General features: G+C 41.2%; 10 protein-coding genes and 1 pseudogene. 6 read left to right on the top strand and 5 right to left on the bottom strand.

Annotated elements, in window-relative coordinates; all coding sequences use genetic code 11:
* A pseudogene (locus A1D16_RS08185) lies at nt 1-336 on the bottom strand (hypothetical protein); the annotation flags it as partial.
* Between the two features lie 368 nt (nt 337-704).
* Nucleotides 705-944: a helix-turn-helix transcriptional regulator gene (locus A1D16_RS08180; RefSeq protein WP_290708873.1), complete on the bottom strand. Its 240-nt coding sequence runs from the start codon at nt 942-944 to the stop codon at nt 705-707.
* 324 nt (nt 945-1,268) lie between these two features.
* Here A1D16_RS08180 and A1D16_RS08175 point away from each other — a divergent pair, with 324 nt between their 5' ends.
* From A1D16_RS08175 to A1D16_RS08155, 5 genes are all read left to right on the top strand, one after another.
* Nucleotides 1,269-1,865 carry a sigma-70 family RNA polymerase sigma factor gene (locus A1D16_RS08175; protein WP_290708872.1) on the top strand — a complete coding sequence of 199 codons (597 nt, stop codon included), beginning with the start codon at nt 1,269-1,271 and terminating at the stop codon, nt 1,863-1,865.
* A gap of 53 nt (nt 1,866-1,918) precedes the next feature.
* Nucleotides 1,919-3,094, top strand: a complete 1,176-nt coding sequence (locus A1D16_RS08170; protein WP_290708871.1) for a FecR family protein — start codon at nt 1,919-1,921, stop codon at nt 3,092-3,094.
* Between the two features lie 173 nt (nt 3,095-3,267).
* Nucleotides 3,268-6,540 carry a SusC/RagA family TonB-linked outer membrane protein gene (locus A1D16_RS08165; RefSeq protein WP_290708870.1) on the top strand — a complete coding sequence of 1,091 codons (3,273 nt, stop codon included), beginning with the start codon at nt 3,268-3,270 and terminating at the stop codon, nt 6,538-6,540.
* Between the two features lie 11 nt (nt 6,541-6,551).
* Nucleotides 6,552-7,940, top strand: a complete 1,389-nt coding sequence (locus A1D16_RS08160) for a RagB/SusD family nutrient uptake outer membrane protein (protein ID WP_290708869.1) — start codon at nt 6,552-6,554, stop codon at nt 7,938-7,940.
* A 31-nt stretch (nt 7,941-7,971) separates the two neighbouring features.
* The gene (locus A1D16_RS08155; RefSeq protein ID WP_290708868.1) at nt 7,972-9,282 is read left to right on the top strand and encodes a redoxin domain-containing protein; all 1,311 of its coding nucleotides are present in this window, start codon (nt 7,972-7,974) and stop codon (nt 9,280-9,282) included.
* Between the two features lie 47 nt (nt 9,283-9,329).
* On the opposite strand, the gene A1D16_RS08150 is transcribed toward A1D16_RS08155, so the two are convergent.
* The 3 genes from A1D16_RS08150 to A1D16_RS08140 all read right to left on the bottom strand — a co-directional run bounded on the left by A1D16_RS08150 (nt 9,330) and on the right by A1D16_RS08140 (nt 11,197).
* Nucleotides 9,330-9,641 (bottom strand): hypothetical protein, encoded by a 312-nt coding sequence (locus A1D16_RS08150; RefSeq protein WP_290708867.1) that lies wholly within the window; start codon nt 9,639-9,641, stop codon nt 9,330-9,332.
* A gap of 54 nt (nt 9,642-9,695) precedes the next feature.
* The gene (locus A1D16_RS08145) at nt 9,696-10,139 is read right to left on the bottom strand and encodes a MauE/DoxX family redox-associated membrane protein (RefSeq protein WP_290708866.1); all 444 of its coding nucleotides are present in this window, start codon (nt 10,137-10,139) and stop codon (nt 9,696-9,698) included.
* Between the two features lie 92 nt (nt 10,140-10,231).
* Nucleotides 10,232-11,197, bottom strand: coding sequence for an AraC family transcriptional regulator (locus A1D16_RS08140; RefSeq protein WP_290708865.1), 966 nt, complete (start codon nt 11,195-11,197; stop codon nt 10,232-10,234).
* Nucleotides 11,198-11,620: 423 nt separating this feature from the next.
* On the opposite strand from A1D16_RS08140, the gene A1D16_RS08135 reads away from it, so the two are divergent.
* On the top strand, nt 11,621-12,622 hold the full coding sequence (locus A1D16_RS08135) for a prolyl oligopeptidase family serine peptidase (protein WP_290708864.1): 1,002 nt from the start codon (nt 11,621-11,623) through the stop codon (nt 12,620-12,622).
* Nucleotides 12,623-12,849 lie beyond the last annotated feature (227 nt).

Below are 12,849 nucleotides of genomic sequence, written 5' to 3'. Positions count from 1 at the left end.
AGCTGCGTCGTAGGTATAAGTGATTGTGCCTCGCTCGTCAGTGCCGTTTTTACGGATCTTGATTTCACTAGGAAGGTTCAGGTGGTTATAGTTTATACCCGAGACTCCGGCCGGAGTGGCGATATCTTTGTTCAAATCCTTCACCATATTTCCATTGGCATCATAGATGTAATCCACCGTAGCCCCTACTTTTCCTGCACTCCATTCCACCAAATTTTCCAAATGCACTTGCGTTGGGTGTTGGAGGCAAAACCGCAGAGATTTGAAGATAATCACCAGGGCTACTCGGCGAACTGGATTGAGCAATTGCCAACTGAAATGATGTAATACCAGCAATTATAAAAAGTGAAACTTTAGAAAAAATATCAGAATAAGCGACCGCTCGATTTATCATTACAGTTTGGGTTAATTGCGGGCAAATATATTTTTTATATACACATATACCAACCCGTTAAAACACGGTATTTCACTAAGTGCAAATCAGTAGTTATTTATAAAAACAATTTCACATATTGACAATCAGTTACTTAATAATAAATACATTAAATTTTATATTCTGCCCTCTGAATTATCACACCAACCTGGCTTTTACATGTACAAACAGTTTATTTACATCGGCTATTGATATACGTTAGAGAAGCCTATTTCAATGCTGCAACATTATATTATAACAGGATAGAAGTCAGGAAGTATTCGATGATGTATTATCGCTTACCGCCCAGCTTTTCCACCTTATTGAAAAACTCCGCAAGCGAAATATCGAAATAATGACAGAGCCTGGAAAGAGTACTAACGGTTACATTTGCACGAGCCGTTTCAATACGGCCAATATGGATCTGCGTGTCTCCAAATACATCTTCCTGTGTTAATGCATGCTTCTCACGCAGCTCTTTTAGAACCACGGCAATTTTTTGAAGCAATTGACTATCACGGATTTGAGACATCTTGGCTCAAATTCTGAACATATCAGGAGCTAAAAAATGACATACTCGTCATTAATTTGTACATTCGCCCTATAATTGGCTCCCAACAAGGCAGCCACTGCGGAATAAAATATTTTTGCGATTCTTCAAATGATCTGAAGCTTTCGCTTGGAGTCTTGTACTGAAACGTCGGAAATTTCATGGACACAAGATGATAAGCAAGAGCTCACGTATATGCGTGGGCTCCCTTATTTGTGTCCGGGCCTCCGACGGCCTCAGTACTGTAAGTGGAGACCTGCGCATTTTTTTTACACTCCCCTGTCGACTCCTCCAAAACGATTCAAGATGCCTGAATTAGCTGATTACCCATCGGAGGAATACCTGCTGCTTGCATTTCGCTCAGGTGATGAACAAGCGCTGGGAGTTATTTACCGGGATTTTCATCCCGCCCTCTCCCTCTATGCCAATCGCTTCCTGAATAATCGGGCTATTGCCGAAGAAATAGCCGCCAATGCACTGGCAAAAACCTGGAAAATGCATGAGAAACTCGATAGTTACGGCGCCATCCGCGCCTATCTCTATAAAATAGTGCAGCGAGACTCCCTTGCATTTCTACGTAAAGAAAAAAAACGGTCCACTATACACCAGGCAGCACAGCCACCCGATGTGCTGACAGATACCCCTTTTGAACAACTCGTACGAACAGAATTTTACCGGCTTCTACACAAAGCCTTGCTGGAACTCTCCCCTGCCAACCGGAAAGTAATTACCATGCACTACCTGGAAGGTAAAAGCACCGGTGAAATTGCCCGCGAACTGAAGCTCCATCCAAGTACTATCAAAACACAAAAAACAAGGGGACTGGAAGCCTTGCGCAAACGTTTAATACGGCCAATCTCGCTGCTCCTGTCTTTTTTTGAAATTTTCTTTGCCACCCTGTAGACCTTTTTGATCGTTGCGCCCTTTCTCATATATGCTTGCTTTAACTTACTAGTATGAATGAAACACCCTACAGGATCGCTTACCTGGTTGCAGGCTATATAAGGAATACCTTAAGCGAGCAGGAACAGGATGAACTCGATAACTGGGTGAATGAATCCGATGAAAACCTACAGCTCTTTGAAGATTTAACCGATGAAGCTGCTATAAAAGAGAACCTGCACTGGATGGACCAGGTACAGACGGAACAGTCTTTTACGGCATTAAAAGAAAAAGGCGCGTTTACAACGCGGAAAAAAAAGCGGGCCCTACCCAATAGCTGGCTTGCAGCCGCCAGTATCCTGCTGGTAATCAGCCTGTTTTTTTTAGTGCGGTACAGTAGCCAGGATCCCAGGCCCCCCGCCTTAACAACATTGGAAAACCAACTGCTACAACCCGGGGGTAACAAGGCTACACTAACCTTGGAAGATGGTGCTGTAATTGATCTGGGCAGTGCTGTAAACGGGCCAATTGCTTTTGGTAAAGGCTCTCATGTTCGCAAACCGGCTGATGGAGAATTGGTGTATGAAACGAAGGCGTTCGCCAACCGTACAACTTCGGTGCATACCCTCTCCACACCGGTGGGCGGTCAGTACCAATTACAATTGCCCGATGGTACCAAGGTTTGGCTGAATGCCTCCTCGCAATTACGCTACCCAACCGCTTTCAGTAAAGGCGAACGTATCGTAAACCTGCAGGGGGAAGCCTATTTTGAAGTAGCCCCCAATAAAGAAGCTCCTTTTAAAGTATTGCTGGCCAATGGAGCTTTCGTACAGGTATTGGGCACCCGGTTTAATCTATTTTCTTACCCGGAGGAAACAGCACAGGAAATTACCCTGCTGGAAGGGCAGGTGAGGGTAACCAAAGAAAAACAATCCGTATTGCTGTTACCAGGCCAGCAAGCACTGCTGACACCCGCTGGCATCGATACACCCACACAGGTAGATACAGCAACCGCCATCGCCTGGAAAAACGGCGTTTTTGAATTTAAAGACGCCGGTATAGAAACAATTATGAAACAAGTGGAACGCTGGTACGGCGCCACCATTATATACGAAGGAGAAGTAAACCAACTGTTCAATGCCAGTATTCTGCGCAGTGAACCATTAACCAAATTACTGCACCTGCTGGAATTAACCGGCCAGGTAAATTTCAAAATTGACAAAAAAACCATTTATGTTTTACCCCGATGACTGAGAGGTAGTAAAGGTCAGCTCAAACAAAAACCGAAAGTGCTCGCAACACTTTCGGCGGATGTTTGGGTTAACCCAAGAATCAACTGAAGCTATCAACCGATTTCAGAAAACCCAAACGTAACAAAGCTATGCAATTAATTACTGAGGGGAGGATAAAATGTATCATAATCATGAAACTTTTATTCCTGTTTACCATCGTTGCCTGCCTGCAGGCTGCTGCTACCGGCTATGGACAAACAGTATCCCTATCTCTACGGAATGCTCCACTTGAAAAAGCCTTTAAAGAGATAAAAAGGCAAACGGGCTATCATTTTATTTATACCCGCAATCAACTCCACCATACCAAACTGCTTACTATTGATGTTAAAGACGGGCCCCTGCTGCAGGTACTGGAAAAATGTTTCCGCAACCAACCTATCTGGTTTATCGTAGAGGATAAATACGTAGTAATCCAGAACGGAAAAAAATCAAGTCCCCTACCCGATTCCGGTAGCATGGCTTTTAATCTCAACGGCCGGGTACTGAATGAACAAGGGCAGCCACTGGCGGGGGCAAGTATTACAGCAAAAAAATCAGGTCAGCAAACCTCTACAAACGGGCGGGGAGAATTTGTGCTAAAACAGTTGAACGAAGGAGAAATAGTATTGATATCCAGCGTTGGTTATCAAAGCCAGGAAATTCCGGTAAAAAAACAACGAGAACTACTAGTTCGATTAAAGGTATCGGTTAGCCAATTAGATGAAACTGTTGTGATGGCTTATGGGAAAACAAGCATGCGCCTAAATACCGGCAATATAAGCCGGGTAACTGCTGCTGAAATTGAAAAGCAACCAGTAAGCAACCCGCTACTGGCGCTAACTGGCCGGGTACCAGGCCTGATGATTACACAAAGAAGTGGGCTCAACGGAGCAGCGGTGAAAGTGCAAGTACGTGGGCAAAACTCCATCCTGCAGGGCTCCGAACCATTGTATATAATCGATGGAATTCCCTTTGCACCGGGTAACGGCAGGTTAAACCAACTTGAAAATTCAACCAGTGAAATTGGTATGAGTCCATTCAACCTGATTGGTATGGACAATATAGAAAGTATGGAAGTGCTGAAGGATGCCGACGCAACGGCCATTTATGGAAGCAGGGGGGCCAACGGAGTGATCCTGATAACTACCAAAAAAGGGAAGCCTGGAAAAACAAGACTTACAGCCAATCTAAGTATGGGTATTAGTAAGGTTAGCAGAACCATGGATATGCTGAATACAAAACAATACATCCAGATGCGCAGGGAGGCATTTATGAACGATGGCCTGGTGCCAAGTGCCGACCCAAGAGACCCTGGTTATGCACCGGATATAATGGTATGGGACAGTACCCGCTACACGGATATGAAAAAACTACTGATTGGCGGTACAGCACGTGTATCCAATGCACGGGTTTCCTTGAGTGGCGGTTCCAGCGCTACCCAGTTCTTAGTCGGGGCAGCTTATCAACGGCAAACCACTGTATTTCCAACTGATCATGGAGACAGCAAAGCCTCTGCCAATTTTACTATCACCCATAGCAGTACCAATAAGCGGTTTGCAATACAACTAAACGTCAATTACCTGGCAGATGAAAATAAGCTGAACGAACATGATATGACCAGTTATACCAATCTCCCACCCAATATGAAGCTACGCGATGAGCAGGGCAATATCAACTGGCAGGAAGGTGGAATCCCCTACAAAAATATCGTCTTCCGAGCAAACCCTTTAGCAGCCCTCCATATGACATACCGGGGAAAATTCAAAAACCTTGTATCCAACTCAGAAATAAGATACGAATTGATAAACGGGCTAACAGCAAAATTGAACGCAGGCTATAATAACCTGGTAGGCAATGAATATCTTGCCCGACCAAGCACTTCCATTGACCCCTATTCATCTAATTTACCCTACGCATATTTTGCCAACCGAACGTTTACAAGCTGGATCATGGAGCCTCAACTGGAATATCAAACCCTTTTAGGGAAAGGAAAAATTACAAGTCTTATTGGAGCCACCTGGCAGGAAAATACTACCGAAGGAATACACGTTATGGCAACCAATTACACCAGCGATGCATTATTAGGTGCTATAAGTGGTGCAGGCAATGTAAGGACAAACAATAGTTTTCAGCAATACAGGTATACTGCCCTGTTTGGCAGAATAAATTACAATTTTAAAAACCGTTACCTGCTAAACCTATCAGGTCGCAGAGATGGGTCCAGTAGATTTGGACCAGGCAGACGGTTTTCCAATTTCGGAGCCGCCGGCGCCGCCTGGATTTTCTCTGAAGAAAACTGGATGAACCGTGCAAAAAAAATCCTAAGCTTTGGAAAAATAAGGGGCAGTTATGGTGTAACCGGGAATGATCAGATAGGTGACTATCGTTACCTGGATACCTGGACCGCCTATTCTAACACCTACCAGGGAGCGCCCATCGTAAACCCAACTGCCTTATATAACCCTGACTTTGCCTGGGAAAGAAATAAAAAAATTGAGGCCGCCATCGACCTTGGTTTTATCGAAGACAGACTAATGTTTTCAGCTTCCTTTTATAAAAACAGGAGCAATAATCAGTTAATAAATTATACCCTGCCGATACAAACGGGTTTCAATTCCATTTTAAAGAACCTGAATGCCATCTTAGAAAACAGGGGATTTGAATTTCAACTCACCACAAAAAACATTACAACGAAACGGCTGAATTGGACAACAGCCTTTAATATATCATTCAACCGAAATAAACTGGTATCGTTTCCCGGCTTATCCACCTCCAGTTATGCCAATACCTATATAGAAGGAAAATCGGTCAGCACCCGCCAGTTTTATGTATATAAAGGAGTAAATAAATCAACTGGCATTTACGAATTTGAAGATGTAGATCGCAATGGAATCTTTAACAAAGAAGATCGAATACATTCCGGAAATATTGATCCCCAATATTTTGGGGGTCTATTAAACAGCTTAGAATACAAGGGATTAACGTTATCTGTTTTTTTTGAATTCCGGAAACAAAGAGGGTATAGCTTTCTAAATACCCGTACCGTTCTTGTACCTGGTTTAGGATTATGGAATCATCCATTGGCAGTTATGGAACGTTGGCAGCATCCGGGAGATCAATCGAGCATCCAGCGATTTACAACAGTTAGCGGATCCACTGCCTACAGGAATTTAGTGTCTTATTTACCACGATCAGCGGCCTTTATTGTTGACGCCTCCTTTATACGATGTAAGAACATAGCTATTTCATACAAATTACCTGCAAAAGCAATTAAATCATTGAGAATTGAAAATCTTACTGTTTTTCTAAATACGCAAAACCTATTTGTGCTAAGCAAGTACAAGGGGGCAGATCCCGAAATCCAAAACCTACTGATTTTACCGCCCCTTAAAACGCTGGTAGCAGGGATAAATATAACCTTATAAACCTCAGGAAAATGAGTACGCTAAAAAAATATTATCAACTAGGTATTCTCTTTTTAAGTTTAATTACCGGCACTTTATCGGCATGTAATAAATTCGTAGAAATAGAACCAGCACCAGACCTTATTCAAACGAGCAACCTGTTTAACGATGAATCCAGCGCCGAATCAGCGATTCGAGGAGTTTATGTCCAACTCCAATCAATTCGACCATCTATTGCTGGTGGAAGTATGACTATTTATTGCGGTCTTAGTGCAGACGAACTAATTTCGGAATCTTCCATATCTGAATACAATTCATTTTATAAAAACGCGGTTGATCCTACCAGTACCATTCTAAACTCACAATTCTGGACTGCTTCGTATCGTGTTATTTATAGAACCAATGCCATTATCGAAGGGTTAAGTAGGTCCAGCAATATAACTTCTGCTAAAAAGAATACTTTTTTAGGAGAAATGAAAACAATACGGGCATTTAGCTATTTTAGCCTGGTAAATATCTTCGGAGAAATACCCTTAATTACCTCCACGAATTATGCAGTAAATGATCAGAAGCCACGGACATCAATTGATAGCGTATATAAACAAATACTTACTGATTTAACAGAAGCAGTAGATTTGCTGCCGGAATACTATTCCAGCCCTTTTCGTTCAAGAATTAATAAATATACTGCAACTGCTTTATTGGCAAGACTATACTTATATAGAAAGGATTGGGAGAAGGCAGAAAAATCAAGTAGCAACATTATTTCCTCCGGCATGTACAGTTTACCACAAAACCTGGAAACTATGTTTAAAAATACAGGCAATGAAACAATCTGGCAGCTGGCACCTACTAATGAATCCTACAATACTTCAGAAGCCGCAAAATTCATTCCCTCGTCGCCTGGCAGTGTTCCAAGGTTACTATTAACAGAAACTATTTTGAATATTTTCGAGCAAGAAGATCTCCGAAAAACTCACTGGATAGGTTCAAATGTAGTCAACGGAAATATCTATTATTTTCCCTACAAATATAAAAACAGATCCAGAAATTTTATAGACGAATACACGATTGTTTTCAGGTTGGCTGAACAATATCTGATAAGAGCAGAAGCCCGCATGCAGCTGGATAATATTGAAGGCGCCCTGGAAGACATAAATACCATTCGGGAAAGAGCCGGGCTGCCGCATTTGTCAACCACCAGTAAATCAGAATTAGCAAATGCTATCCAGAAAGAACGGCAAATAGAGTTTTTTGCAGAATTCGGGCATCGTTGGTTTGACCTAAAAAGAACGGCCAGTCTTGACCAGGTTTTATCACCGATTAAGGGTACAGATTGGCAATCAACAGATAGCTTATACCCAATCCCCTTCAACGAAATTCTATACAACAGCGCATTATTACAAAACGCCGGGTATTGATTCTTTCAATCATTCACTTACAAATTAGTATATGAAATATTTTATAATTCATATTGTGACCGCTTTGCTATTGTTCACATCTAACAAGGAGGTTAGGGCACAAGAATTATCATTGGGACAACAGATACCGGACCTTGAATTTGATCAATTACTAAATTATTCAAAAAACAAACTAAGGCTCAGCGAGCTTAAGGACAAATTAATCATCTTTGATTTCTGGAGCTTTTATTGCGCAAACTGCATAAAAAATTTTCAAAAAATAGAATTACTCCAGGAAAAATACCATGATAAAATTCAGATCATTCTGGTAAATAAAGATAATAAGGAGAAAACTATAAATTTTTTCAAGAACAGACGAAATGTATCCAAGCCCAAAAATATTCCGCTGATTACCAATGATACAGTATTGAACAATATGTTTGAGCATATTGGAGTACCCTATTATGCGTGGGTAAACCCAACCGGAAAATTTATATATTCAACACATGAAGCAATTACGCCTGCCATACTTGACGCTCATTTCCGGGGAGAAAAAGGCTTATTTGAAAGAAAATCGCATACTAAATACACTACTAGTTTATTTGAACAGGATTATACCCCATATGTAAAATACGGAACCATCCTACTACGTGGAATTGACAGTATTGACATTCACCTAGAAAGCAAAGGGCACCAAATAGCCTCCTACTGCACCTCCATTGAAGAATTGTACCAAATTGCCTATAATGAATCCGACAGCAGAATGCAAATGGGATTTAGGGAACATGGAAGAACAATCCTTGAAATCACGGACAAAGAAAAATACAGAAAATATACAAAATACAACTGGAAAAGCTACGATAGCTGGCGTGGCAGAAATGGTTATTATTATGAATCAATTCTTCCGGATCATTTAAAGGCAGACCGATATAAAATTATGCAGGAAGATCTGCGGAGGTATTTTGGTTTACAAGTAAGCATCGAAAAAAGGCCCGTAAAATGCCTGGCAGTTGTTCGAACCTCTACTTTGGACAAATTAAAAACAAAGGGAGGAAAACCATCTAAAAACATGCTTTCATTTGCAAAACATATTGCAGATAGTATAAATTATAAACAACCTATTAGCTACATTAGAAACAAACCTATCATTGAATTGATAAACAAACTACGAATATTGGGCAACTTGTATTGGAATATTAAGGTAATAGATCTGACAAATTACAAAGAGAATATAGACTTTGAAATGAAAAAATCAGTAACAGAAATACCAACAATTTCGTATTATAAAAAGGCCTTGAATCGATATGATCTTGATTTAGTAGAAAAAGAAATTATTATGGACGTTTTAATACTTCGTGAATAATTAGCAAAAGGGCAATTTGTAAAATTGCCCTTTTTTACAAAAAAACACTATTGCTTCATGATTAGTTGATCATTAGGAGCCCCTGCTACATTTTGACCTACCTCTACTTCTTCATTTGTTCCGTAAAGGCAAATTACAGAAGTTTCATCTTTGCAGGGATCGTCCGCAATTGCCTGAGTCTTAGTCTTACCAAAATGTAAAGGATCAATATCACTAATTTCATTATCTGATACCTGGTACCAATCAAAGGTACTCTGATCCGCCGGCCCACTATTCCTTTCAATGGGTGTATTTGATTGTAGCAAATTAAAACAAATGGCCAATACAAGGGAAAATATTCCCACAAAATACTTTTTCATAAAAGGTTATTTAGATGATTTTATGGTTGCCTACTCGATTCTACAGGTTTTCGGCTACGCCTGTTTATTGCAATAAATCGTTGAATGTTTTTTCTGAAATAATGCTAGCAGGCCCAGTGCTAATAGCATTGTATTAAAAACCAGGTGCTGGGTCCAATTCAAACTACCTAAAATTCCCCCGCAGGAACAAGGCAAGCTGGACGCAGTAAATAGCATAAACCCAATATAAGCCGTAAAAACAGCCATCAGACCAACCGATGCTACTAAAGCCGGCCGTCGGCTTTGGGGAAAGAAAAGTGCACAAAAAAGGGCGATTTCCAACACCGGAATAAACCAGGAAATAAAGGCCGCATTGTTGTTCAATAAAGGGGATTTCACTAATACCACATAAAACTTATGCTGCCACCACAACTTATTGATGCCCGTATAAAGGAATACCAGCATATAAACAGCGGCCACATAATCAGCAAAATTGGGTAACAGTGCTCCCTTTCGCATAACGGTAATTGAATACCCCAAAGTTCCAACTCTTCACCCGCAAATTTTGAGCAATTGTATTTGCGAAGCGCTCAATTGTTTTGCGAACGGTATTATTTTCGACGCATTGAACCCGGCGTAACTCCGAATTTCCTTCGAAAAGCAGTGGTGAAATTTGTACTTCGGGGATACCCTACCAGGGCGGCTATTTCTTTAATCGGCCGATTAGTAGTAAGCAGCAACTCCCTGGCCCGCATCATTTTCCGTTCATACAACCAGTCAAATATGCTGCTATGAAAATACTGGCGAAATCCCTGCTTCAGCTTAAATTCATTAAGGCCAACTTCTTTACACAACCATTTTAGGGCAGGTGGCTTTTTGTCAATAAAACCAGCCAAAATATCTCTTGATTGATGAATCCGGTATGAATCCGACGAGCTATAAACTGTTTTATCTTTCGCCGATCTATAACTGAAATCAAGCATCTCGAATAAGAGCTCCCGTACTTTCAGGTCAAAATAAAATTTCCTCGTAGGAGCATCAAAGCGGCAATCCAGTATCTGCCCGATTATTTCCTGCATACCCGGCAGGGTCCAGCCCGGAATACCAGGAAAAAGATATCCGCTTTCCTGCTCCACCGTCTTTTTCAATCCATCGAAATAGGGATATACTTCTTCCAATAAAACCGGTGAGAAAAACAGGTCCAGTACATGAAACTCCTTGCTTTTATCAAATACTGCAACAAAAGAAGTTGCTTCTGAGTAAAAACAACCAAACTGGTCCTGGCGGATATGCAATTTGCCAATACTGCCAATTTGCTTACGAGATGCACCTTTCAGCATAAACAAGCTGTATATGCCACTGGAATGGATCCAGCCACGGGCATCTATTTTCTTTAAAAACCTGCCAATTACATAACGGATACTGTAGCAATCTTCCCTTAGCTCCTGGATAACTAATTCCGATAAGTTGGATTTAGCCTGGTAAGAAATTGCTCCTCGTAGAAATGGTCCGGGAAAATGTACCGGCAACCCGTCCTGAAATTCAAGCAGGTTTCCATTGGATAAAGTTAGTTCCATGAGCAAGTATTTTGGATATGATCAAATGGTTAGCAGCTGGTACCAAGCATTCTTGCTACGGATCAAAAGAGGAACGGAAATACTAAAAATATTGTATTTAAAAATATTCTGCAAGCGAAGCAGATTAAAATCCATTAAACACAGCACCACTACATTTATTTTTTAAAAGCTGTTTGATAACTCACCTGATCAGAAAAAATCAACTTAAAAACTGGCTTACAGTATATTAGGGAAGCTCCATTACAAAACAGGCACCACTATTCCAAGATCATTGAACAGATAAAAAAATTTGAAGAAAAACCGCCATCCAGGAAAATTCAGCAACTAGTACAGGTGGTCGGTTTCGCGGTGCATTGTGCAAACACTGAATCAAAACTAATTCGTACTTTACTAAGCATTATTGATCCAACTCAAAATAGCCAGATGAACAGACTGCTTCATATTTTGCTGTCAGGGGCACTCGGCCTTGTTTGCCAGCAGGCGTATAGCCAGCAAACACCGGAAAAATTTATCCAGGAAACCCGCTACCTATTGTACATGCCTCCTGCCTATAGCAGTGATAGCAGTACCAGGTGGCCCTTGGTAATTTTTTTACATGGATCTGGAGAAAGCGGTATGGACCTGGAAAAAGTGAAAATGCATGGTCCACCCAAATTGGTGGAGCAGGGAAAAAAATTTCCCTTTATACTGGTTTCACCCCAGGCTACCAACGGATGGCAAAGCCCCGTTCTTATTGAAATGATCCGGTCTGTTAAATCGAGTTTACGCGTAGATCCAGACCGTATATACCTGACCGGCTTAAGTATGGGAGGTTTTGGCACCTGGGACCTGGCCATGAAGTATCCGGAAGAATTTGCCGCCATCGCACCTATTTGCGGAGGAGGAGATACCGCTAAAATTTATCGCCTGCAGTATATGCCTGTCTGGAATTTTCACGGGGCCAAAGATGATGCCGTTCCGCTCTCTGCCTCAGAAAAAATGATGAATGCGCTGAAACGATATAATAAAGAAGCCAGGTTTACCATTTACCCCGAAGCAGGCCACGACAGCTGGACAGCCACCTACAATAACGATAGTTTTTACACCTGGCTACTTGGACAAAAAAGATTTAAATTCACTGAAACCAAATTACCTGCTGACCGCTTCAAACAATACGAAGGCGAATACTTAAGCAACGAAAACGACACACTGGTGGTGTATGTAAAAGGAGATTCACTCTTGTTGAATACCGCTAAAGGCCGGAATTATGTCATCCAGCTAAAAAATTATGCACCCGATATATTCTATATAAATGAAAATAACCCCGCACAGATTCGATTTGCAAGGAACCGGCTTGGAACCATCGACCGCTTCATTTACGAAGGCGAAGACATAGTTGTTTTCCCCAAAATAGCTACCACAATACCCAGAAAAAAAGGGAAGTAAGACAGGGCTGAGCTTACCTGGTATATCAAGGGATCTACCACTTCAATCCACATACAATCCCAATTCGACAGCTTTATCTAAAACTTCCTGTATGTTTTCCTTGGAATTAAAATACATATAAAAATCATATCCAAATCGAACAGCAATTTCCTCAGATTTGCTACAGAATATTTCAGCCCATATCAACAGTGTGTGCGTGGTCGGCGTCTCTCAAGCACACAGGGGAT

Source organism: Flavihumibacter sp. CACIAM 22H1 (assembly GCF_001601815.1).
Classification (GTDB): Bacteria; Bacteroidota; Bacteroidia; order Chitinophagales; family Chitinophagaceae; genus Flavihumibacter.
Note: the sequence above shows the minus strand (reverse complement) of the source record. Positions and strands in the feature narration are given on the sequence as shown.